Origin of the sequence: Flavobacterium acetivorans (genome assembly GCF_020911885.1) — a bacterium.
Taxonomy (GTDB): Bacteria; Bacteroidota; Bacteroidia; order Flavobacteriales; family Flavobacteriaceae; genus Flavobacterium; species Flavobacterium acetivorans.
The window spans coordinates 1,686,973-1,712,145 of the sequence record NZ_CP087132.1 but is presented as its reverse complement, the minus strand read 5'-3'; the positions used below and the strand labels follow the sequence as shown (position 1 = coordinate 1,712,145).

Here is a 25,173-nt window from a genome sequence, read left to right as displayed (position 1 = left end):
ATTAGAACTTATTCAATTTTGTTTTTGCTGCATCAACCGTTTTTTCAGAAGGAATCTCTTTAAGCATTTTTAAATCAAAACTACTCAGCAACCGATTCAGTTCCTCCATCTTTTCTTGATTTCCTGACTGTTTAAAGCCTTCCTGAAGTAGGTGTATTTTTTCGAAATCCTGAATTCCTTCAATCAATTTTTCAAAACGAATCGAAGTCATAGGACCGGGATATACCTGAAAAGTATCTCCTGCGGGCCAAGCCGTAAAACGACTGTCTGCCAATGGATTTTCAGGCCAGCTATTATAGGCCCAACGCAAATAACCCGTAAATCCTTTTGCGGCAGCATACCAACCCATCCATACGTGTTCTGCAGGGGGTGAAAAAGTAAAACCGTTAGGATAATTTTCTTCGCAACAAGTGTACCAAGTACTTGGTTTTCCTAATGCCGTACGCTCTTTCAAAATTGTCGCATCAAACTGAAATCGCGATGCTATGCTGTAATCAAAAATATCTTTTTCAATCTCAGGATGGTAATTTCCTGCCAAGGCAATTTTCCAATTTGGGTCAATATCTTTCAATAGTTTAATGACCGTTTGCATATCTTTCATTGGTCTTTCGTCCATAGCGATAGTACTGATATCAAACCATCCTTTTTCTTTCAGATGTTTTGTAAAATCTTTTATCATCGAAGACCAAAAACTATTGTATTCATCAGAACCTATTTTAGCGACAAGTTCGGTGTTTTTTGAAAGATTTTCATCGTAGTACTGAAAAGACAACTTCCACGGCACCATACTATAACAATTGATGCGTTTAGTAATTCCGCAGCTCATCACAAAAGAAACATATTTGTCAAACAAGCTGTAATCATAATGCCAGCTGCCATCTTTTTTCCTTATCCATTTTATAAGACTTGGAAAATCATCATAAGTTTGATGTCCCCAAGGCTCATGCATGATACTGGCTGTAATGCATTTTTGACCGGCACTGGCAAGCATGGTATAATAAGGGCGCATTTTTTCAAAATGTTCCTTGCTCCATAAATCTACTTTATGCACTCTGGCAACTGAAGCAGGATGTTGCCAAAGATCCAAATCGAATTTCCATTTATCAGCAGTCGGAAGTGCGTGTTCGAGCACATTTATAGAAATAGGCAAGCTAAATTTTCTCCCTGTATTTATAGAAACAATTCCTTTATATTGCCCTGCAACAGCATTAGCAGGAATACTAATACTCAACCAAATTGGCTGTAATTGCTTTTTTTTAACCGCAATAGAAGATGCCCAATCAATAGGATCAGCCACTAATGAGGATTTGAAATCTTCTGGTTTTCTATGACCACAACCACCAGCAAACTCATCAGTAATGACGTACTGCACAAAACCAGTTTTTACATTCGTTTTAGTAATCTGAGCTCCGGCTTTATTTTTTAGATCACTAATACTTACCGTTAATTTAGTAATATCCGTATCGGCCCAAACCAATATTTGAGCATGAATTTTTTCACCTTTCCAAGCTGTAGCCTCCCAATTCTTAACTGGCAAAACAGTAGGTTTTTCCTCTTTTGCAAAGCGGCTATTACTACTTGCAAAACTAATAAAAACGGGACTTGACTGTTTTGTTTGAACTTTTTTTTGTGCCCCTGTAGTTATACCCACAAATAAAACAATCAGTAAAAAAATATTCTTCATAAAAAGTATTTAATTTTGAAACATTCGCTCTTTTGTTCTCTATTGGTTTGACTAGAATCCTTATTCGGTTACTTCAACAAAAGTGAACATCCATTTTACTGGATTTTGCCAATTAGTTCCTTTGAATGAGCCTACCGGCAGTTTTACCCTGACCTCATTCCATCCCTTTTTTAAAGTGATTTTTGTTGGTTCTCTAAATTCGTATCCTTCATCAATTAGTGGGATTTCTGAGTTACCTTTTTGGTTAGGACGTTCCCAAAGCGGTGGTTCAACCAACTCATTATTTACCCAAATTAAACTATTCAAATTATTCCAAGTTCCCGCCACTGGAGAATCCGTATTCATGGAACGAGATAAATTATTAAAACCAATCCAAAATTCCTGCTCTTTATCCTCATCACTCCAAATTTGAGTTTGAGCATACCAAGTCGTATTTTCTTTTGGTTGTTCTATAACTCCCGAAATTAGCGGAGCCCACCAGTGTCTCATTACCAAAGTACCACCGCTCTCTTTGTACAATGGTTTTTCTTTCGATGGGTTAAATTTTGGCTTTTCGGGTGCAAAAATTTTGGTTAAATCCCCTTTATTGTCAAAAGGACCATAAATATCCCAAACCAAATCAGCTTGTTTTACATAAGTAAAAGCTAAGTCTTTAAAATATTGCTTTTTTTGATCCAACAAACGGTTTTCGAACTCTGCAAAAGCAATCGCTCTTTCACTATTTGGCTCACCAATAGTTGCTGTCCAACCCGCATGACCACCACCAAGCCAGCTGCGTTCAGCAAAAGCTAACATGCCGGGATAAACCGGATTCATAGTCATAACATCTTCTTCATTGGCCACAGCCCTATCATTCCAAACGCAAACGATAGCCCCCAAAGCATTTTCATTGCCTTCGCTTAAATTGCATATTTGGCGATTAAAAATAGTGACTACACTTTCGAGAGGATCCATGTGGTTTAAATACAAATGCCTTGAATCCAGATATTTTATACTTTTATTCTTACTTACCTTAGTTGCGCCTTCCATCCAAAGCTGGCGAATTACTCCATCACTAAAATTCCCACCTGGCTCCCATCCTATTACTTTTTTCCCTAAACTTTCGGTTAAAGCAATTACTTCGGGCAAAAACTTTTGATTGGTGATTTTTACCTCATCGGCACCCAAATGCAAATAAGGCACATCATAGGTGGCACAAAATTCTTTTATGATGTTTTTTACAATTTCTAAACCTTCATCGCTTTGCATATCAACTCCCATCGCCCTTTTGAAAGCAGCGCTGTGACCTGGCATATCAATTTCAGGAACTAAGGTGATGTATCTTTCTTTGCAATAATTGATTAACTCTTTTAAATCACGCTCCGTATAATATTCGCCTTTGTCACGAAGCATAAATTCCGGATTTGTTAACTGCGGATAAAGCTTACTTTGCAAACGCCAAGCGATATCTTCGGTAGGATGAAAGTGAAAAATATTCAGTTTATAAGCTACCATCGCATCAATTTGTTGCTTTAACAATTTAACGGATTGAAAATTTCTTCCCACATCGACCATAAATCCGCGCCAAGCAAAAGCGGGCCAATCTGTAATTTCAACAGCATCTACAAAAACATTGTCGCGCATTAACTGCAATAAAGTCTGGATACCACTATAAATACCCTGAGGTGTATTGGCGGTAAGTACAATTTTATTGGCCGTTGTTTCCAGATGATAGGCCTCAGATTGATTTTGCAGCGAAGCGACTTTTCCCAGACGAAGCTGAATATAGTTTGTTGCCTCCGACACTTCATTGGCTAATTTCACATTGAGACCTTTTTGCTCCATCGCTTTTTTCAGGACCAAAGCTTCCTTTGCCAAAGCCGGATTATCTGTAACAATTGTAGTAACTCCAGTTAATGGAAAAAAACCGTTATTCCATTTCAACTGTTGCGGTTTAGGCAATAAAGAAGGTTTGGATTCCAAATCAAAAACATAAGGATAAACCAAATGCTTCCACATTAAATAGCCTTCTCCCTTGAGGTGTAAACCATCATTAGTAAATTCTTTTATTAGCTTACCATTTTGATCACAAAATGGAGTGTGCAAATCCATATAAGTATAAGGGAATGCCGCTGCATTTTGTTTCAACTTGGCATTTAACTGTTTTATTTGTTCTCCTTTGCTGGTGTGTCCTCCAAATTTTTTGTAGACATCATTCACCGGCAATATACTTTGCACGTACAATTTAGTCGAAGGGGATTCCTGTTTTAGATAAGAAGCAATTTTTGTGATATTTTTAAAAACACTATCTGTCGAAGTATTTCTTGAAAGGTCATTAGTTCCTATCAGTAAAAAAACTTTTGCGGGTTTTCTTATGCTGATTTCATCAATACGGTTCAGGACTCCAGTACTTATGTCACCGCTGATTCCGCGGTTTTTGATGCGATTGTCTGCAAATAATTCGCTCCATTCCGCTCCATCGGTAATACTGTTTCCTAAGAAAACAATATCATTTTTTGTTAAAGGCAGGCTTCTAAAATGGGAAACCCGTTGGTGATAATAGGTAGAAAACAAACTATCAGGCAGTGTTGTTTTTTTTAAAACAGAAACGGTACCGGGAACTAATCCCGACACCTTTTTCTGTTGTGCATTGGTACTAAAAAAAACTAGAAGCAATACTAAAAAGACAATCTGTTTTTTCATTTTTTTATCTAAAATTGATTATTCAACTTTCATCCAATAGCTGTACTTGTAATTTTTAAACGGAATTCTGTATTTCTCCATTGGCATAGAACCCCAGCTATCAATCCCTTGCATACCTGTTTGCTGCAAGTCCATGTGAAGGTAGATTTCGTTTCTTTTATTCAATTCGCCACTATGGTATTGTTTCTTTTGCGCTTCAGGATCTAAATCGTCTAGATTATAAGGCAAGGCTGAAAAACTCAATAAATGATCTACAAATGCAAAACTGATTTTTTTACCTTTTGCATTGGCAAAAGTCACCCAGCGCACTTCGGTTTTGTTCCCGCTTTCCTGTGGTCTGGCATACGGAAAATACTGCTCATCTACTGATTGCTTGAATTGACCAATGAATGTATTGGTTTTTCTATCCCAATAATTCTCACCCGGACCGCGACCATACCAATTGATGGTATTAAAATTTTTATTGATAACCAAATCATTTCCAGCTCTCAACAACAACGAATTTTTACCTTTAATAGCCGTAAATTCATTATCTACTTTGATACTTCCATCACCGTAAACTGTAAATAGTTGTTGGTGCGAAGCTTCTCCGTCAATCAATTTACTTGTAAATTTTACTTGAACCGAACCATCTGTGTTTTTTGAAACAGCGGTCTGCATTTCAGTAGCATTATCATAGGCATTTCTCCATTTTCTTAGGCTGGTATTGAATCCTGCTCCAATATCGTTGTCTGTTGGTGCTCTCCAGAATGAAGGTTTTGGTCCTTGCTCGATAAATTGCTCCCCTTTGACACTATAGCTCGTCATGATACCTTTTTTCAAATCAAAAACAACCTCAAATTTGTCTCCAGAAATAGTACACTGCTCTTTCGTTTCTTTCAAGACCAAAGCTTTTTTCATTTTTGGCGTAAATGCAGCTGCCGGAAGTGTTTTTAGTACAAACTGATCATCGGCAATTTCGTATCCTTTTGGCAAGAAAGGCTCTTCAGTTTTTAGCGAATAATACACATTCAACTGGTATTCTTTATCGGTTTTCTGCGCTGTTTTGATTACTAATCTGAATTCTTTTTCAGTTTGTGGCCCTAATGAAATAGTGTTAATGATGCCATTTTCTTTGGCAATTCCATTTTCCATCAATTGCCAACGCATCATTACATTATCCAGATTTTTAAAGAAAAAACCGTTTTTAATGGCAATCGTATTGTTGCCAATGGATTTTGTTTTAATGTTTTGGTGTGCTTTTTTCACTTCCAAAGCCATTGGCGTAATTTCTCTGTAGGCCGTAACCACTCCTTTTACACAGAAATTATTATCACTTAAATTTTCATCAACTGGTCCTTCTAGCGGAAAATCTCCGCCATACGCCTTGATGCGTTTGCCATTTTTAAGGGTATCTATCGATTGGTCAATCCATTCCCATATAAATCCTCCCTGAAGTTTTGGATTATTTTCTACCACATCCCAATAATCTTGAAAATTCCCCAAACTGTTCCCCATAATGTGGGCATATTCACTTTGAATATTTGGAATTTTGGCATCACTTTTTGAATACCTCAACAAAGCGTCGGGAGACATATATTGCGGGCAAAAAATCTCTGAATAATGCGTATCATTTGGCCTTTCATAATTAATATCTCTTTCATACTGAATTGGCAAAGTCGTATGCTGTTTCAACCAATCGTAAGCGGCATAAAAGTTAGCTCCGTCACCGGCTTCGTTTCCTAAAGACCAAGTTACTACCGAAACATGATTTTTATCTCTTTCATACATACGCTGAATACGTTGCAAATGCGATTCTTTCCAAAGTGGATTGTTTGCCAAAGTCACATCCAAATCGTAACCCAAACCGTGCGATTCAATGTTGGCTTCATTCACCACATACAAACCGTATTCATCACAAAGTTCCATCCAATATGGATCTGACGGATAATGCGACTGACGAACCGCATTGACGTTCAGTTTCTTCATCATCTCCATATCTTTTCTCATGTCTTCCTTACTCAAGGTATGACCATTTGTAGGGTGATGTTCATGCCTGTTAACTCCTTTTATGAAAACTCTTTTTCCGTTTACAAGAAAATCAGCTCCTTTGATTTCTATTTTTTTGAAACCAATACGAAGTGGTACTACTTCAATCACAGCACCTTTTGCATTTTTTAAAGTAAGGTATAAACGGTACAGATAAGGCGTTTCTGCCGTCCATTTTTGTACGTTTTTTATAGTAGTTTGAAATTCTACGTTCGTCTTATATTTCCCCAATATGGTTTTAAAATCTTTGGTTTTATCTTGGTAAACCACATTTCCTTTGGCATCCTCTAAACGTACCTCAACCGTTAGGCTGTCTTTCTTGCTATATAATCCTTTTTCGGTTTTATAGCTGTTAATTTCGGCATCAATGCTAAGCAATCCATTTGTATAAGTATCGTCAAGAGTACTGATAATCTTAGTATCACGAATATTTAATTTTTCTGTGGCATACAAAAAAACGTCTCTTTCGATTCCTGAAAAACGGAACATATCCTGACATTCTAAATAACTGGCATCACTCCAACGGTACACTTGAAAAGCGATTAAGTTTTCTCCTGGCTTCAAAAATTTTGTAATATCAAATTCAGCCGCTAATTTACTGTCTTCACTGTAACCTACTTTTTTTCCGTTTACCCAAACAAAAAGACAAGATTTAGCATTACCTACGTGAATAAAGACCTGTTTCCCCTTCCAATTGGCAGGTAAAGTGATTTTTTTACGATACGAACCTACCGGATTGTTATTGAAAGGAATATCAAATGGTGGATTCATTTTGGCATAGCGTAAATTATGGCCGGCAAAATCATAAGGCTGGTTTACATAAATTGGCAAACCATAGCCATTTACCTCCCAACTCGCTGGTATACGAAAATCCGTCCACTTAGAATCATCATAAGTGGTTTCGAAAAAATTCTCTGGACGCTGGTTCGGGTCTTGCACCCAATTGAATTTCCAACTTCCGTTTAATGAAAAATAGTTAGCCGATTTCTCTCTGTCGTACAGCTTGGCTTTCTCCATGTTTTCGAAACTAAAAGCGCTGTTTCTCATGGGCATTCTATTTATAGAAACGATCTCTGGATTGAGTAGTTCGGCAGGTAGTTGAGCAAAACTGACAGCAGACAAAAAAAACATAGCGACTAGCATCATGATTTTTTCTAATCTTTTAATTTTAATACTATTACAAAGAATCTGTCGATAAACTGTCTTGCACGGCTTTGTTTTTTTCATAACTTTTAATATATCATTTTTGGTTCAAAATTAATAGACATAGTTGTCCCTCACTATTCGGTTTTATATCAATCTGATTACAAAATCCGGCATCAATCAATAACAGCTGTTGCTTTTTAATTAACACAAAAAACTTATTATTTGCATTTATCTACCGGATAGATTTACAATATCATTTATTCAACGACATTTTGTTTCCATTTTAAAAAAAAACCAAATCCAAAAATAGGACACTTTAGTTATAAAATATACCAGTCCCTACCAGTTTTTTTTATTTCTATAAAACCCTTCCAATATGAGAGAAAATCATATTTAAAGCACCAAGAAACTGTGATTTATCACTAAAAAAAAAGCCAATCGCAAACGATTGGCTTTTCTTGGTTTTTAGTAATTCGATTATGTTTTTTGTTTTTTCTTTCTGGCAGCAGGAAACAGCACATTATTCAGAATCAAACGATATCCAGGCGAATTGGGATGCAGATCCAAAACTGTGGGCGCATCACCTACCTGATGCTGATAATCCTCGGGATCATGACCGCCATAAAAAGTAAACATTCCCTTTCCTTTTTGACCATGAATGTATCGTGCTTCTCCGTTTAGTTCACAACTCCCCATGACTAAAACATTAGATTTTATTAAAGCAGCGTCAAAAGAAGTCGTTTGTCCCATAAAACCTTTAACAAGTTGAGTATGATTCTGACACAGCATACTGGGAATAGGATCCCACTTTGCCGAAAAATCCATTAGACTAAAGTAATCTTTATCCATAGGAATTCTTCTTTTATCAGTCATGTCAATATCTGAAAACTCATATCTTTCAGGCTTTCTTTCCAATGTAAAATCCTTAAAGGCAAAGGAATTCGCATAATTTATTTTAGACTGATAATTGGCCTCGCTCTGATCACCATCAAACATAGGCTCACAAATATCAACTCCATCCGCAGCCAAGGCGATATCAAAACTATCGGTAGCAGAACACATGGCAAACATGAATCCGCCTCCAATGACGAAATCCCTGATTTTTTTAGCAACAGCGCCTTTCTCTTGGGAAACTTTTGGATAACCTAATTTAGCAGCTAAAACTTCTGCTTCATTTTTTTGTTCAATATACCAAGGCGCATTTTTATAAGTACCAAAAAACTTCCCATATTGCCCCGTAAAATCTTCATGATGCAAATGCAACCAGTCATAAAGCAGCAATTGATTAGTTAAAACCTCTTCATCATATACAGCAGTAAAAGGAATCTCGGCATAAGTCAAAACAAGAGTAACGGCATCATCCCATGGTTGTTTCCCTTTAGGGGTATAAACCGCAATTCTGGGAGCTTTCTCCAGAATAACCGCTTCCATGTTTTGCGAAGGACTTGCTATCTCATTCAATATATTAGTTTGCTCGGCATCAGATAGGATCTCAAAACTAACACCACGAATTTGACATTCTTTGCGTATTTCTAAGACATCAGGAAGTAAAAAAGCCCCACCCCGATAATTGAGCAACCAGCTGGCTTTATAGTTTTTTTCTAAACACCAAAAGGTTATTCCATAAGCTTTGAGATGGTTCTTTTGCGTGTTCTCGTCCATTGGCAAGAGAATAAAAGAAGCCTTTGCCATTATTGAAATCAGCAAAAAAAGAAAGCATAGTACTCTTTTGAACATCATTTTAAACTATTTTCTATCAAAGATAAAAAAGCACGGCATTTTAGTACCTTAAAATCTTACTTTTTATTCTGTTTCAAAATCTAATTGACCTGTGATCAAAAACATTCTGATTTTACTATTACAGCGAAAAACATAATAAAACACGTAAAAACCCCCATAGCCATCCAGATTCCAATACTTAAATTTGTTTCTGTCAAATTTAAACAAAAAAAACTCTAATGGAATCAAGCGAAAGAAACACTGAATTAAAAGGTCTCGCAAAACTTAAAAAACCAGCTTTATTTCTATTAATAGTTATTATTATTGCTTTTTATGTTTTGTCCTTTAATTTCCTTTTTCAATAAAACTTACAACTCAAAAGAATCGATCTATTTCTTTTTTCTCCAGGATTACCAACTCATTTTGTATAGCAAAAACTACTAATCCTGCGCTATTTTTAGATTCGGTTTTGAGTAATAAATTATTCCTGTGCCCTTCTACGGTTCTTGGACTGATAAAAAGTTTTTCGGCTATTTCGACGGTTGTATTTTGATCGCAAATCATTTTTAATACCTCCAGTTCTCGATTGGTCAAAAAGTTAGAATCCATGTGACTTTTAGTATTCTTCTCTTCCAATAAATTTTCCTGAATAATTTTCAGCACATAATCCGAATAGTAAAATCCTTTTAAAGCTACCTCTTGTATGGTTTTCAATAATTCTTGAGGGCTTGCATTTTTTACGAGATAAGAAACAGCACCAATAGCAATCATATTAGCGACAAAAGATTTAGATTCATAACTAGTCAAAGCAATAATCTTGATTTGGGGAAATTCTTTAAGAATGATTTTCGTCGCTTCAACACCATTTAATGAAGGCATTTTCAAATCCATAATGATAATATCCGGAAGACTTTGAGCTTCCCGCAAAAACAAAATAAGTTCACTACCGCTTGAAGCTTCAAAAATAATCTCCAAATTTTCCTCTCTACTCAATAGAAAAGAGATTCCTTTTCTAAAAAGAACTTCATCATCTGCTAAAATTATTTTTATGCTCTCATTCATAATTTAAAAATTAAAAGTGACTTGAGTTCCGTTATTGATTTGAGAAGAAAAGAAAATTTCGCCTCCTAAAAAATCAATTCTACTCTTTATATTATTCATCCCAAGACCGTTTTGATTCCTCTTGTCCTTCAAATCAAATCCTATCCCATTATCAAAATACCTACACACTTTCTTACTTTCTTTTTTTTCAAAAGCTATCACAATTTTTGAAGCTTTTCCATGCCGAAGTGAATTATTCATCAATTCTTGTAAAACCCTAAAAACATGAAGATGTTTATCCTTTTCTAAATCGTCAAACACAACCGCATTATGATACTCTACCCGAACTGATTTACTGCTGTTAAATTCTAAACACAATTCCTCAACACCGGCATGAAGTCCAAATTTATCAAATACAGGAGGCAATAAATCATGGGCAATCCTTCGGGTACTCTCTAATGCTTTTCCGGTGAGACTAATGATATTTCCGGTAATATCTTCAATTTCATTCTTGGTCAAATTTGATGCTTTTAGAAGATGACTATTCAAGGAAACAACGTTTAGTTTTGAGCTGATATCATCATGTAAGTCTTGGGCAATTCGTTTTCGTTCTTCTTCCTGTGTAATGATGACGGCTCGCAATTGCTCTTTTTGATACTGTATAATCAAATCACTTTTTTCTAATTCCTTCTGGATAATTTTTTTCCTCGAAAAATAAAAGAACAAGACTAAAACTACCGAAACAACAATAAAAAAAACTGAAGTAAACAGAATTATTCTGATTATTTCTTTCTCGTATGCTGGGTTTGCTAACATGATTTATTTTTGAATTGCTTTTTTAGAAAAGCTTTTTTTCCATTCCAATAATATAAACAGTTGGTAAATGATTATCAATCCAGCATTCAACGTCCATGTTAGCAAACTTAGTTTTGGATTCAATAAAGCAGTTAAATTTCCAACAAAAAACAAAACCGTACTTCCCAACAAGTAAATGATAATTCCCAAATTGATGTAATAAAACTCTTTCTTCTCGGTGAGCATGTTGTACAGATGCAAAACAGCAAATACGACTAACAACAAAGAAGTAACGGCAATCTCAAACAAATTGAACTGAAAAAATTGCTTAGGATCAAAAGCATACTGCACTCCTAAAGCAAGTAAGCCCATACCAATGCCCCATTTTACAAAATCTTTTTGTCGTTTTGCTATCATTAAGGATTCATAAAATAACCCCAACAATACAAATTGTCCAATAAAATAAAAATGAGACACAAACAAGTTGTTAATATATAACTTCATCATAATAAATGATATGATTTGAATGCTGAAAATTATTCCTAAATACCATCTAAAGAATTGAAAAGCTTTCCCGTAAGCATAAAAGCTTTTCAAATATAATACTAAATTTACTAAAGAAATTAAATATCCAATATTTACAAGTGTGTAATACATCCGTCATTACTGATTTAATGGACTTTCCGGATCACCGGCAGGCGGACAAGGCGTTGAAAAATCATAAATATCATCTTGCTCAGTTGCTGAAGCCCCTGCACCAATGGTAATCATGTCTTCGTAGATTCCTGTTTCCGGATTAAGTTTAGTTCCAACTATCATAAGCTTTTCCACATTATTTGCATCAACCCCAATATAAGCTCTTACTGCATCTACACCTTCTGCTAAAACTTCAATCAAATCAATTTTTGGAATAAGGAAAGCATGCAACTCGTGATGCTTATTGTAATGTCCTTCTTTCTTACTCCATCTATTAACCCATGCTTTTGCCTCTTTTAAAGGAATAGTATTAATCTTTTTTACTTCTCCAGTATTATTACTCATAGGGTTGGTTTCTTGGGTCATAATTTAAACTTTTATAAATTAAAACAATCTTTTTAAAAGTATTTTGACGCTAATTTACTACTTATTTTTTCTCAATTAATCAAATGTTAAAATTTTAAAAGATTTTTATTAAACGACAAAAAAAATCCATCCGTTTTAGTCAGATGGATTTTTGTTTTAAAATGGCATATCACTGTCATCATCGTCGTCATTTAAATTGCTTCCAAAAGCCTCATGCGCTGATGGCAAATTTTTAGTTGCAAAAGGATTTTCATCCTGATTCATAGATGATGGTAAATCATCATAATTTCCGCTGTAATCTTCTAAATTGTCAAATTTACCAAGATGTCCAATAAATTTCAAACGTACGTTTTCAATACCACCATTACGGTGCTTGGCAATCATAATTTCGGCCTGTCCGGCAGTTGGAGAAGCTTCATCATCATCCCACTCGTCAATTTTATAATATTCCGGACGATATAAAAACGAAACAATATCAGCATCTTGCTCAATCGCTCCCGATTCACGAAGGTCAGAAAGCAATGGTCTTTTACTGGATCCACGAGTCTCTACCGCACGCGATAATTGGGAAAGCGCAATAACTGGAACATTCAATTCCTTAGCCAATGCTTTCAAGTTTCTGGAAATTGTCGAGATTTCCTGCTCTCTATTTCCTCCCCCTTTTGCATTCCCTCCGGCAGTCATCAACTGCAAATAATCAACAATTATAATTCGTATCCCGTGTTGCGAAACTAAACGTCTTGCTTTGGCTCTTAAATCAAAAATAGATAGTGATGGTGTATCATCTATAAAAAGGGGTGCTTTTTCTAAATTTTTCACTTTCGTACTTAATTGCTCCCATTCGTGTTTTTCGAGTTTTCCGGTACGCAATTTTTCGGAAGACAATCCCGTTTCCGAAGAAATCAAACGCGTGATCAACTGAACGGATGCCATCTCCAGTGAGAACAATGCTACAGGCATTCCAAAATCAATAGCCATATTTCGAGCCATCGATAATACAAAGGCTGTTTTTCCCATCGCAGGTCTAGCCGCAATAATAATTAAATCACTTGGTTGCCAACCGGAAGTTAATTTATCTAATTTCTCAAAACCGGTCGCTACTCCACTTAATCCTTCTTGTCCGGCTATTTCTTCAATTCTCTTTTTAGCCTGTAATACTAAACTCTGAGCCGTTTCGGAACTACGCTTGATATTCCCCTGAGTAACTTCGTATAGTTTTGATTCGGCTTTGTCCAATAAATCAAAAACATCTGCCGTATCATCATAGGAATCTTCGATAATCTCCGAAGAAATACGAATCAAACTTCGCTGGATAAATTTCTGCAGAATAATTCTAGAGTGAAACTCAATATGCGCCGAAGAAGAAATTTTTTGGGTCAATTGAATCAAATAGAAATCACCTCCCGCTAAATCTAGTTTAGCATTTTTTCTTAATTGAGCCGAAACGGTCAACAAATCAATTGGCTGTGTATCTGTAAATAATTGAACTATTGCTTCAAAAATATGTTTGTGTGCCTCTTTATAAAAAGCGTCCGGTTGCAAGATGTCAATTACATCATCAACTCCTTTTTTATCAATCATCATGGCGCCAAGTACAGCCTCTTCCAGTTCGATAGCCTGAGGTGGTAACTTCCCCTTTTCCAGACTTATAATTGTTGTTTTATCTACCTTAACAGGGCTTATATTTTTGAAGTTTTCCATATAGCGAATGTACCATAAAATTAAAAAAAAATGCTATTGAGTTATTACAAAGAATTGTTTATAAGTACCTCAATTTTGTTTACAACCAAAAAAAAATCCGAAACAACAAGGCTTCGGATTTTTTATAAAAATGTAAGATTTTACTCCTTGAACTCGCCCATTTTACAGTATTTATCCATTCTCTGAGCGATTAGATCTGCTGTTGATAAGTCTTTCAATTCATTATAACCTTTCATAATATAATGCTCCACTGTCTTGAAAGTAGTCTCTCTGTCGTAGTGTGCTCCACCTAATGGCTCAGGTATGATATCATCAATCAGTTTTTGCTTTTTCATGTCAGAAGAAGTCAATTTCAAAGCTTCAGCAGCTATTTCTTTGTATTCCCAGCTTTTCCATAAAATAGAAGAGCAAGATTCAGGAGAAATAACAGAATACCAAGTATTTTCTAACATGTAAACTCGGTCTCCAACACCTATTCCTAAAGCACCACCGGAAGCACCTTCACCTACAATAATTGTTATAATAGGCACCTTAAGACGAACCATCTCAAAGATATTTCTGGCAATGGCTTCCCCTTGTCCACGTTCTTCAGCTTCAAGTCCAGGATAAGCACCCGGAGTATCGATAAGTGTTATAACTGGAATTCCAAATTTTTCAGCCATTTTCATCAATCGCAATGCTTTACGGTACCCCTCAGGATTTGCCATCCCAAAGTTTCTGTATTGCCTTGTCTTTGTATTATAGCCTTTTTGTTGACCAACAATCATAAAAGATTGTCCTCCAATTTTACCCAATCCACCAACCATGGCTTTATCATCTTTGAAGTTTCTATCCCCAAAAAGTTCAAGAAAACTATCTCCGCAAAGTGCCTTGATATGGTCCATTGTGTACGGACGACTTGGATGTCTAGACAATTGTACCCTTTGCCATGCCGTCAAATTTTTGTAAATCTCCTTCTTAGTATCTATTAGTTTTTTGTTGATTTGTTTACAAGTATCTGTAACGTCAACATCTGACTCCTGACCAATAACAAGGCATTTATCTAACTGATCTTCTAGTTCTTTTATCGGAAGCTCAAAATCTAAATATTCCATAGGATTTGTGCGTTTTTGTTTTTATTTTGGACTGCAAATATAAAATATTATATCGTTCATAAAGCTATATTTTTTATTTATGTCCTAAAACTATCGGTCTGAATTTGCAATTTAGTTCAAAGTCAAAGCAATACTTGAGGACAGCTTTTGATTTAATTTTAAAAAATAATAGCCAGAAATTAATTTATTGATTCTTTAACACAAAGAAGATAAACCAATTACTACTTATCCAGTTTTTTATCTACTACTCTTTCCATATAATCCTGGATAAAAGCCTTGCAGTTTAACTCTATTTCATCCATTTCAGCATTTCTTTTCTTTATTAAATTATGCTTCAATGCTTTATCCTCTTTATCATAAAAACCAAGGGCTTTTTTTCCGTCAAATGTACAAATGTAATTTCCCTTTGCGAATTGATAAATATTTCCGGTAGAGTTGATTACAAATGGGACTGAGGTTTTTTTATCCAACAAACTTCTGCCCCAGCTTCTAAAAGGCTTATCGTAACCTATCATGTCCAAAATAGTAGGATAAATATCGATTTGCTGTGCCAAATCTTCATCGACTCCCACATAACTACTATTTGGTTTGTAAATCAATATAGGTACCGCAAAACGATTTATGGGTTTTTGATACTCATCATAATAAATTTGATTACAATGATCAGCCACCATCACGAAAATGGTGTTCTCAAACCAAGGTTCTTTTTTGGCCTCTTCGAAGAAACGTTTCACTGCATAATCTGTATATTCGACAGCTTTATGAATAGGAACACCTCCCTCATGAAAACGATTTTTATATTTTTCAGGAATAACATAAGGCTCGTGTGAGGAAACCGTAAATACAGAAGCGAAAAACGGTGTTTTCTTTGTGTCCAATGTTTTTTTCATAAACTGAAGGAAAGGCTCGTCCCAAATTCCCCAAAAACCATCAAATTGAGAATCATCATTGAACTCCGTTCTTCCGTAATAATCATCTATTCCCAGAATTTTACTGAAACCTAAAAATCCCATAGAACCATTGGCAGCACCATGAAAAAAGGAAGTATTGTATCCTTCTCCTTTTAAAGTAGAAACAAGCGATTCTATTTTTTGTTTTGGATAAGGCGAAGAAGTAAAAGCATCCTTAAACGAAGGAATACCTGCCAAAACAGAGGACATGCCGTGAATGGACTGTCTTCCATTAGCATAAGCATTGGTAAAAATCATACTATGCTGCGCCAAAGAATCCAAAAAAGGCGCGTGACTTTTATAATCCGGTATATTCGATTTTTTATTGAAAGCACCAATGTATTCCCGTCCATAACTCTCCAGAATAAAAACCACTACGTTCGGTTTGGTTTTCGGATTATTGTGATAGCTTTTTACAGGTTGAATTTTATCAGTAATAACTTTCGAATTGACTTCAGGATAATCAACCTTTAAAAAACTATTAGAGAATAAAGTTCGAATTATTGCAAAAGGCGTATTCAAAACAATATCCGAATGTACAATATTTTTTACATTACGACTGGCATCCAAAAGATTAATCGGTCTTGTGGATTTCTTGAAATCACCACCACGAATTCCTCCAATCACAAATAAAACGATCATTAAAAACCCAACGGTAGAAAAGCTAAAATATGGCACATATCCTGTAGGTTTAAAATCCTGTACTTTTATTCTTTTATACAAAAATACCCAAAGTGCCGAAGTCAAAACAAACAACGCAAAGACATACCAATATTCTACCAAAAAATTAAGGAACAAAGTCGTTTTATTCGTTTCATGTTCTAAAACATTCAAGGCTGCAGATGTAGTACGGGCAAAGGTAAATTTATAGTAAATAAAATCTATAAAATTAGTAGCAAAAGCCAGTAGATTAGTACCGAAATACAAATAAAACAGAAACTTTTGATATCCTGCATTGGTATTTTTCCAAAAAGGAAGAATGGAAAAAACGATAAACAGCAAATTTATATATAAAATGGCCGTAGTATCAAAAGCCAATCCATAATAACTAAGCGATAAAAAATCACTAACCGACTCAACTCTCAGCAAATCAGCATTAAAGTAATAAAATAAAACCCGGGCAATAAAATAAAATAAATAGGCTAAAGCTATCCTGTAAAATAAGATTTTGTACTCGTTTAGGCGCAAGTGTTTTTGCATTCTATTTTTATTAATTAGTAAAACTTGGCAAAGGTATCACATTTAATTTGTTCCATACTGTTAAAAAAACTCTAATTGAAACCTAAAATTAAATGTAAAAAATAACTTAAACTTCTTTCTGCCTGTGCTTTATAACTCCATTCAAAATGACCGTTATAATAATAATCACGGCTCCCACATAAAAAGAAAAACTCATTTTCTCTTTACCGCCAATGATAAAATACGCTAAAATAATACCATAAACAGGCTCTAAATTAGTGGTAAGCATCACCGTATAAGGACTTAGTTTCTCCATTACTTTTACCGAAGCTGTAAAAGCATAAGCCGTACAAATGGAAGCAAGAAGCAGGATCAACATCCAGTTATTAAGATTTAGATCAAAGAAATCTACGGAGAACTTATTTTGATACAAGAAATAAACAGAAATAAAAACCATACCCGCCAGAAATTCATAAAAAGAAATAACAGTAGCATCATGTTTTTCAATTAGTTTCCCATTCATCAACGTAAACAAAACACCCAATATAATAGAGATCAAAGCAAAAATCATCCCACTCATATAACCCACCTCTACTTTCATAATCATCGCTAATCCCGCCATAATTATCAAACCGAAGAACACCTCATACCAAAGTACTTTTCGACCATAAAAAATAGGCTCTAACAACGAAGCAAAAAAAGCACCTAAGGAAAAAACGGAAAGCGTGATTGACACATTAGAAACATGAATAGCATGAAAGAAAAAAATCCAATGCAGGGCGATCAACAATCCCACAAAAATCAATTTCAGAAAAGATTTTAAGGGAATCCGAAAAGACTTCTTTTGAAAAGCAATAAAAAAAAATAAAAAAACTGCTGCAAAAAGCATTCGATACCAAACGATAGCATCGGCAGAAATAGTAATTATTGCGCCTAAAATGGCCGTAAAACCCCAAATAAAAACAATTAAATGAAGATTTAAATAACTTTTGAATTTATCGTTTTGCATTGCGTAGTAAAAATATAGCCAGAATTCCAAAAACAATATTTGGAAACCAAACGGCAATCAAAGGGGAAAAAGTAGACTTCTCAGCTAAAGTGCCGAATATTTTATCAAAAAAAACAAAACCAAATGCCACAGCAATTCCAATGGTTAGATTCATTCCCATTCCTCCTCTTCTTTTCATTGAAGAAACCGAAACAGCAATAACAGTTAAAATAAATGCCGAAACAGGCACACTGTATTTCTTATACAACACCACCAAGTAAACATTGATATTAGAAGATCCTCGTTTTTTTTCTTTATCGATAAACTGGTACAGTTTATTCAAACTCAAGGTTTCTGCAATATAAACCACCGGAGTCAAATCCTCCAATTCAAAACTGAATTTTGCATTTTTCTCTGGTGCTTTTTCAAGTTTATCACCAAATTCACCTACAGTTCTTTTAGAATAATCATACAGGGTATACGTACTATCCTTAGGGTTCCATTTTATTCTGCTGGCGGTAATTTTTGATACTAGCTTTTCTTTATCGAATTTTTCCAAAACAAAGTTAAAGGCCACTTTTGATTCTGTATTAAAGCTATTCACATATAAAAATTCATTGCTGCTTATTTGTCGATACACATCGGTATTATCACCACGCATCAATTCCTTGCCTCCTGTCTTGAGATAGGTATATCGGAAATTATTGAAACCTTCACTCGAAACTGGAACAACAAAGAAACCCATCAACAATACAAAAACAGAGATAATCGATGCCCCAATAATATAAGGTCTTAAAAAACGGGTAAAAGAAATTCCCGAACTTAAAATAGCAATAATTTCTGTATTGTTAGCCAGTTTTGAGGTAAACCAAATAATGGATAAAAACAGAAAAATAGGAAACAAAGAGTTAGCAAAATAAATCGTGAAATGATAATAATAGACCGCAACAGCAAGAAACGGCACCTTATTTTCAATCATGAAGTTGATTTTCTCCGAAACATCAATGATAATCCCAATAGGTATAAACATCAACAACATGGCTGCAAAAGTGGCCAAGTATCTCTTCAGGATATATTTATCTATTATTGTTAACATAAAAAGTTTAATCGGTTAATCGTTAATTTGGCTATTCATAGATTCGATTAAACAAATAACCAAATCAACTAATTTACAAACGTTGGCTCATATTGCGCACCATCATTTCTTTCCAAGACCTAAAATCACCGGCGATAATATGTTTTCGGGCCTCACGAACCAGCCACATATAAAAACCAAGATTATGGATGGTCGCAATTTGTTTTCCTAAGTATTCATTGGCTGCAAACAGGTGACGCAAATAAGCTTTAGTATATTCCGTATCGACAAAAGTATGCCCCATTTCATCAATAGGAGAAAAATCGGCTTCCCATTTTTTATTCTTGATGTTAATGGTACCGTTAGCCGTAAAAAGCATCCCGTTTCTGGCGTTACGCGTAGGCATCACGCAGTCAAACATATCAACTCCAAGAGCTATATTTTCCAAAATATTTATAGGCGTCCCTACGCCCATCAGATAACGCGGTTTGTCTTCGGGAAGAATTTCGCAAACTACTTCGGTCATCGCATACATTTCTTCGACTGGTTCCCCTACTGAAAGTCCGCCGATAGCGTTTCCTACTTGGTTCGAATTAGCTATATATTCTGCTGATTGCTGGCGTAAATCCTTATAACAACTTCCTTGAACAATAGGAAAAAAAGCTTGATCGTAACCGTATTTCACAGGCACTTTTTCCAAATGATTCACACATCGGTCCAGCCAACGATGGGTCATTTTCATCGAACGTTTTGCATAGTTATAATCACAAGGATAAGGTGTACATTCATCAAAAGCCATGATAATATCAGCCCCAATAGTACGCTGAATTTCCATCACATTTTCTGGTGTGAAAAAATGATAAGAACCATCAATATGCGATTTAAACTTCACTCCTTCTTCTTTGATCTTTCGATTTGAAGACAAAGAATACACTTGATATCCTCCAGAATCAGTCAAAATATTACGATCCCAGTTCATAAATTTATGCAATCCACCCGCTTTTTCTAAGATTTCCGTCTGCGGACGTAAATATAAATGGTAGGTGTTCCCCAGAATAATATCCGGGTTTATATCTTCTTTCAATTCTCTCTGGTGCACTCCTTTTACTGAGGCTACAGTCCCAACAGGCATGAAAATAGGTGTTTCAATTACACCGTGATCTGTAGTAATACTTCCCGCTCTAGCTTTGGACTGCGGGTCTTTTTGTAATAAATCAAACTTCATAGTAACGTTTTTCTACCGATTGTTCGGCGGGCAAAGATAGGTTAATTTGAAAACTAGATAATTAGATAAGTTAAAAATTTAAAAATGTTTTATGATTTCTATTAAGCGTGCCCTCCTTCATCTATCCAATCAGGCTCTTCGCCCTATCTTTATACCGCTACTATTCTTTGTGTAAAAAACAATTTCAAAGAAGGCATACCAAAAACCACAAATAATATCCTCTCCCAAAAGAAGAATAATTATAATAGTATTGATTTACAATTTTTAAAGCGCAGCAAAATCTTTTAAAAATTATATTAGATTTGTAAGAGTTATAAACCTAAAACTTAAAATAATGATTCAAAAACTACTATCCCCAATTTCTTGGTCTGCCAATGCTGCAGCTTTGTCTTCACTTATTTTGCGATTAACACTTGGCTTGTTGATGCTGAGTCATGGCATCCCAAAACTCATCAACTTAATAAATGGCAATATGGAATTTGGAGATCCAATAGGTATTGGCGCCCCGGCTTCATTAATCTTAACCGTTTTTGCCGAGGTATTATGCTCTTTATTAATCATAATTGGATTATGGACCAGATTAGCTTTGATTCCCCTCATTATAACAATGGTAGTTGCCGTATTTATCATCCATATCAATGACAGCCTAGGAACAATGGAACCCGCTTTAATGTATTTATTATCGTATTGTGCTTTATTTTTATTGGGTAGCGGTAGGTTTTCTGTTGATGCAGTTTTGAAAAAATAGATCCAGAAACACAAACTATAAGATTTAAACAACAATTGACTTTTAGCCTGTTTTAGACAGGCTTTTTTTATGATTACTTACTAATTTAACTTCAATGTTACTTAAAAAAACTTCCCCTTCAAAGATTAGCCAAGCATCCTTAGAAAATTAAACAGTAAATTTACCTTATGTAACAAAAGTTACTGTAAACAGCTATTTTCTATATTACTTTTGTCTTATAAATAGATTTAGAGCGATTCAACAACAAACATCGCTTTAATTCCAAATCATCTTTAAAAAAAACAAAATGGATTTAGAAAAAATAATCACAGAAAACCAAGGAACAATAATCGATGTACGCTCTTATGCCGAGTTCATGGGAGGCCACGTTGTCGATTCGATCAACATTCCTTTGAATGAAATACCGCAAAGAATAGAAGAATTAAAAAACACTAAGACACCTTTAATTTTATGTTGTGCTTCAGGAAACAGAAGCGGACAAGCCCAACATTTCCTTTCGCAACAAGGAATAGAATGCTACAATGGTGGTTCTTGGCTGGACGTTAACTATTACAAATCAAAAGCAACAAAATAATCATGATCAATACATTAAAAAAAATATTAGGCTTAGGGCCAAAAGTAAACTACGCTGATTTAGTAAAAAAAGGAGCTATTATACTGGATGTACGTTCTCCCGGCGAGTACAAACAAGGACACATTAAAGGTTCTACAAATGCGCCCTTGAACGAACTTTCAAAGCATCTTTCGAAAATAAAAAAAGACACTGTAATTATCACTTGTTGTGCTTCAGGAATGCGAAGCGCTTCGGCAAAAAGCATTTTGAAATCAAATGGTTTTGAACAAGTCTATAATGGTGGAGGTTGGAGCAGTTTGCAAAACAAAATACAATAAAACTAAAAAGACAACGTCCTAAAAAACTCGTAAGTTACAACAGAAAGATTGCTTTATTTTTAAATAAAATTCCAAAAAGTCCAATTTCGGGCTTCTTTTTTATCAACACAGACGACTGTAACAATTATAAAAAATCATTTGTCTTACGCCAAAATAAAATTACCTTTGCGCAAGTTTAACTTTTACACACAAAATGAAGCCTAACACACAACAATTAAACGATTTAACTATCCAAGTCAGAAGAGATATTCTTCGAATGGTACACGCTGTCAACTCAGGTCACCCAGGAGGCTCTCTTGGTTGTACTGAATTTCTGGTAGCCCTGTACCAAAACCTAATGGATCGCAAGGAAGGATTTGATATGGACGGAATTGGAGAAGATCTTTTTTTCCTTTCAAACGGACACATCTCACCGGTTTTCTATAGCGTATTAGCAAGAAGCGGTTATTTTCCAGTTTCTGAATTAGCGACTTTCCGTCTGATTAACTCAAGATTGCAAGGACACCCAACTACTCATGATGGTTTACCTGGAGTAAGAATGGCGTCGGGTTCTCTTGGACAAGGATTATCTGTAGCTATTGGTGCTGCACAGGCTAAAAAACTAAATAATGACAATCATATCATTTACTCTCTTCACGGAGATGGTGAATTACAGGAAGGTCAAAACTGGGAAGCAATTATGTATGCCTCTGCTAAAAAAGTAGACAATATTATTGCTACAGTAGATTTGAACGGAAAACAAATTGACGGTACTACTGATGAAGTATTGAACATGGGAGATCTTCGTGCTAAATTTGAAGCATTTGATTGGGAAGTTCTTGAAATTAAAGAAGGAAATAACATCGAAGCGATTATCGCAGGAATGACTGACGCAAAATCCAGAACAGGAAAAGGAAAACCAGTTTGTGTGTTATTACATACTGAAATGGGTAACGGTGTAGACTTTATGATGCATACTCATGCTTGGCATGGTAAAGCGCCTAGCGATGCTCAACTAGAAGCTGCTTTGGGGCAAAATTACAATACAGGAGGACAAAGCGACTACTAGAATTAAGATTGCAGATTAGGAATTTCTGAATTCAGATTTTTTTTTAATCTTTCAATTTTTTAATCTTTCAATTTTACAAGAATAATGAAAAAATATACAAACACAGGAAGTAAAGATACTCGTTCGGGTTTTGGTGCGGGAATGACTGAGTTAGGTCAAAAAAATGAAAATGTAGTAGCACTTTGTGCTGATTTAATTGGTTCGTTAAAATTTGACGATTTCAAGAAAAATCACCCAGAGCGTTTTTTCCAAATTGGTATTGCTGAAGCTAACATGATCGGAATTGCAGCTGGTTTAACTATTGGTGGAAAAATTCCTTTCACAGGAACTTTCGCTAACTTTTCTACGGGAAGAGTTTATGACCAAATTCGTCAATCAGTAGCTTACTCTGAAAAAAACGTGAAAATTTGTGCTTCTCACGCTGGTTTAACACTAGGAGAAGACGGAGCTACACACCAAATACTTGAAGATATCGGTTTAATGAAAATGTTGCCGGGAATGACCGTAATCAATACATGTGATTACAATCAAACTAAAGCTGCGACTCTTGCTCTTGCCGATCATCATGGTCCTGCTTATTTGCGTTTTGGACGTCCCGTAGTGCCTAATTTCATGCCTGCTGACGAACCATTCGTAATCGGAAAAGCAATTCTTTTAAACGAAGGTACTGATGTAACTATTGTTGCTACAGGTCATCTGGTTTGGGAAGCTCTTATTGCTGCTGAAGCATTAGAAGCTAAAGGAATTTCTGCCGAGGTAATTAACATACACACTATAAAACCATTAGACGAAGAAGCTATTCTAAAATCATTGGCCAAAACTAAATGCATTGTTACTGCTGAAGAGCACAATATTCTTGGAGGTCTTGGCGAAAGTGTTTCTAGAGTATTGGCATTACACCACCCAGCTCCACAAGAGTTTGTAGCGGTAAATGACAGCTTTGGTGAATCTGGAACTCCTGAGCAATTGATGGAGAAATACAAATTGAACAATCAAGCGATTGTTGAAGCTGTAGAAAGAGTGATCAAAAGAAAATAAGTTCACAGGGATAATCCTTTCTTGAAATAAAAAAAACCGTTGATGAAAATCAACGGTTTTTTTATGCCTAGTATTTCGTACTATTTCTATTTATCGAAAACGAAAGCAATTGCTTTATTAAGCCAAAGCACTTTCAAAATTTACTGCTTTTTTCAAAAAAGCTTTAATCAACAAACGGTTAGGAGTTAATCCAGAAGTCATAATTTGCTTTTTAGTATTTGCTCCTTCAGTTGATATCGTACTATTTGGATTTTGTTTTGAAGTCATAAACCAAAGAACAAATTCTAAATTAGAATTTCTAACAGAGGCCCCTTGTTTTATTTCGTGAGTAGTTTCATTAGTGGTAGATACAACTGCATCTTGCTCAACAGATTGACCAAAAGCAGTAACATTAAACAATAAAACAATAGCAACAACGAAGTAAAAACTCAAAGATTTTTTGTTGTCGTTATGTGTAAATAAATTGTTCATAATATTCTTTTTTTTTAATGATAAACTTTTATCACTTATTCTTGACCAAAACTACCGCAAGAAATACCTACAAAAAAATATTTTCGACAAACAGCTGTTATAAACGTTTAGCTACAAAAATGTAACAACACACAGTACAACCAAACCGTTATATTTAGTTTATTAAAACATTAACCGATAAACAAACTACAATTAAAAAAAAAATCCCGAAAGTGTAAATACAATCGGGATAAAGTAACTTTAAAAAACACTAAGACAAAAAAAGGCTTCCACAACGGAAGCCTTTTTAAAAATTATGCTTGTCCTGCAGGACCAAAATTAAGCGGAATAGGAGCTTGTTCGGTGTCTTTGATTTCGCCATGGGCAATTTCGAAACGATGAATATTCTCTCCAATAGCCTTTAATAGTCTTTTGGCATGCTGTGGGGTCAAGACAATTCTTGATTTCACTTTGGCCTTAGGAACACCAGGCATGATACTTACAAAATCTAAAACAAACTCAGATGAAGAATGATTGATAATAGCTAAATTAGAATAAATCCCTTCAGCTGTTTTTTCATCCAATTCAATATTTATTTGCTCTTGTTGTTGATTAGAATTACTCATGTC

General features: G+C 35.1%; 21 protein-coding genes. 5 read left to right on the top strand and 16 right to left on the bottom strand.

Annotated features, from left to right (window positions below):
* Position 1: 1 nt before the first annotated feature.
* The 14 genes from LNP19_RS07585 to tgt form a co-directional block, all read right to left on the bottom strand.
* Positions 2 to 1,684 (bottom strand): DUF4091 domain-containing protein, encoded by a 1,683-nt coding sequence (locus LNP19_RS07585; RefSeq protein ID WP_230064160.1) that lies wholly within the window; start codon positions 1,682 to 1,684, stop codon positions 2 to 4.
* 60 nt (positions 1,685 to 1,744) lie between these two features.
* Positions 1,745 to 4,366, bottom strand: coding sequence for a family 20 glycosylhydrolase (locus LNP19_RS07580; protein ID WP_230064159.1), 2,622 nt, complete (start codon positions 4,364 to 4,366; stop codon positions 1,745 to 1,747).
* A gap of 18 nt (positions 4,367 to 4,384) precedes the next feature.
* Positions 4,385 to 7,540, bottom strand: coding sequence for a glycoside hydrolase family 2 TIM barrel-domain containing protein (locus LNP19_RS07575; RefSeq protein ID WP_230064158.1), 3,156 nt, complete (start codon positions 7,538 to 7,540; stop codon positions 4,385 to 4,387).
* Between the two features lie 477 nt (positions 7,541 to 8,017).
* Complete coding sequence (locus LNP19_RS07570; RefSeq protein ID WP_428979039.1) at positions 8,018 to 9,232, bottom strand: asparagine synthetase B; 1,215 nt, start codon at positions 9,230 to 9,232, stop codon at positions 8,018 to 8,020.
* Between the two features lie 402 nt (positions 9,233 to 9,634).
* On the bottom strand, positions 9,635 to 10,321 hold the full coding sequence (locus LNP19_RS07565; protein ID WP_230064156.1) for a response regulator transcription factor: 687 nt from the start codon (positions 10,319 to 10,321) through the stop codon (positions 9,635 to 9,637).
* A gap of 3 nt (positions 10,322 to 10,324) precedes the next feature.
* Complete coding sequence (locus tag LNP19_RS07560; RefSeq protein ID WP_230064155.1) at positions 10,325 to 11,116, bottom strand: sensor histidine kinase; 792 nt, start codon at positions 11,114 to 11,116, stop codon at positions 10,325 to 10,327.
* Between the two features lie 3 nt (positions 11,117 to 11,119).
* Positions 11,120 to 11,512, bottom strand: coding sequence for a hypothetical protein (locus LNP19_RS07555; RefSeq protein WP_230064154.1), 393 nt, complete (start codon positions 11,510 to 11,512; stop codon positions 11,120 to 11,122).
* Positions 11,513 to 11,758: 246 nt separating this feature from the next.
* Positions 11,759 to 12,157: a hypothetical protein gene (locus LNP19_RS07550; protein WP_230064153.1), complete on the bottom strand. Its 399-nt coding sequence runs from the start codon at positions 12,155 to 12,157 to the stop codon at positions 11,759 to 11,761.
* Between the two features lie 156 nt (positions 12,158 to 12,313).
* Positions 12,314 to 13,858, bottom strand: coding sequence for a replicative DNA helicase (dnaB, locus tag LNP19_RS07545; protein WP_230064152.1), 1,545 nt, complete (start codon positions 13,856 to 13,858; stop codon positions 12,314 to 12,316).
* A gap of 140 nt (positions 13,859 to 13,998) precedes the next feature.
* Positions 13,999 to 14,952 carry an acetyl-CoA carboxylase carboxyltransferase subunit alpha gene (locus LNP19_RS07540; RefSeq protein WP_230064151.1) on the bottom strand — a complete coding sequence of 318 codons (954 nt, stop codon included), beginning with the start codon at positions 14,950 to 14,952 and terminating at the stop codon, positions 13,999 to 14,001.
* A gap of 221 nt (positions 14,953 to 15,173) precedes the next feature.
* Positions 15,174 to 17,102 (bottom strand): LTA synthase family protein, encoded by a 1,929-nt coding sequence (locus LNP19_RS07535; RefSeq protein WP_230064150.1) that lies wholly within the window; start codon positions 17,100 to 17,102, stop codon positions 15,174 to 15,176.
* A 106-nt stretch (positions 17,103 to 17,208) separates the two neighbouring features.
* Complete coding sequence (locus LNP19_RS07530) at positions 17,209 to 18,090, bottom strand: DMT family transporter (RefSeq protein WP_230064149.1); 882 nt, start codon at positions 18,088 to 18,090, stop codon at positions 17,209 to 17,211.
* Positions 18,077 to 19,165, bottom strand: coding sequence for an LptF/LptG family permease (locus LNP19_RS07525; protein ID WP_230064148.1), 1,089 nt, complete (start codon positions 19,163 to 19,165; stop codon positions 18,077 to 18,079). Before LNP19_RS07525 ends, LNP19_RS07530 begins: the two co-directional genes overlap by 14 nt.
* A gap of 73 nt (positions 19,166 to 19,238) precedes the next feature.
* Positions 19,239 to 20,369, bottom strand: coding sequence for a tRNA guanosine(34) transglycosylase Tgt (gene tgt, locus LNP19_RS07520; protein ID WP_230064147.1), 1,131 nt, complete (start codon positions 20,367 to 20,369; stop codon positions 19,239 to 19,241).
* Between the two features lie 334 nt (positions 20,370 to 20,703).
* On the opposite strand from tgt, the gene LNP19_RS07515 reads away from it, so the two are divergent.
* From LNP19_RS07515 to LNP19_RS07495, 5 genes are all read left to right on the top strand, one after another.
* Positions 20,704 to 21,117, top strand: a complete 414-nt coding sequence (locus LNP19_RS07515) for a DoxX family protein (RefSeq protein WP_230064146.1) — start codon at positions 20,704 to 20,706, stop codon at positions 21,115 to 21,117.
* Between the two features lie 286 nt (positions 21,118 to 21,403).
* A complete protein-coding gene (locus LNP19_RS07510) occupies positions 21,404 to 21,691 on the top strand; it encodes a rhodanese-like domain-containing protein (RefSeq protein ID WP_230064145.1) in 288 nt (95 codons plus the stop codon).
* Positions 21,692 to 21,693: 2 nt separating this feature from the next.
* Entirely contained in the window at positions 21,694 to 22,008 is a 315-nt protein-coding gene (locus LNP19_RS07505) for a rhodanese-like domain-containing protein (protein WP_230064144.1), read from the top strand.
* Between the two features lie 193 nt (positions 22,009 to 22,201).
* On the top strand, positions 22,202 to 23,056 hold the full coding sequence (locus LNP19_RS07500; RefSeq protein ID WP_230064143.1) for a transketolase: 855 nt from the start codon (positions 22,202 to 22,204) through the stop codon (positions 23,054 to 23,056).
* An 84-nt stretch (positions 23,057 to 23,140) separates the two neighbouring features.
* On the top strand, positions 23,141 to 24,094 hold the full coding sequence (locus tag LNP19_RS07495) for a transketolase family protein (protein WP_072944442.1): 954 nt from the start codon (positions 23,141 to 23,143) through the stop codon (positions 24,092 to 24,094).
* 117 nt (positions 24,095 to 24,211) lie between these two features.
* Here LNP19_RS07495 and LNP19_RS07490 read toward each other — a convergent pair whose 3' ends face one another.
* Entirely contained in the window at positions 24,212 to 24,565 is a 354-nt protein-coding gene (locus tag LNP19_RS07490) for a hypothetical protein (protein ID WP_230064142.1), read from the bottom strand.
* Between the two features lie 293 nt (positions 24,566 to 24,858).
* Positions 24,859 to 25,170, bottom strand: coding sequence for a DUF3467 domain-containing protein (locus tag LNP19_RS07485; protein ID WP_072944437.1), 312 nt, complete (start codon positions 25,168 to 25,170; stop codon positions 24,859 to 24,861).
* Positions 25,171 to 25,173 lie beyond the last annotated feature (3 nt).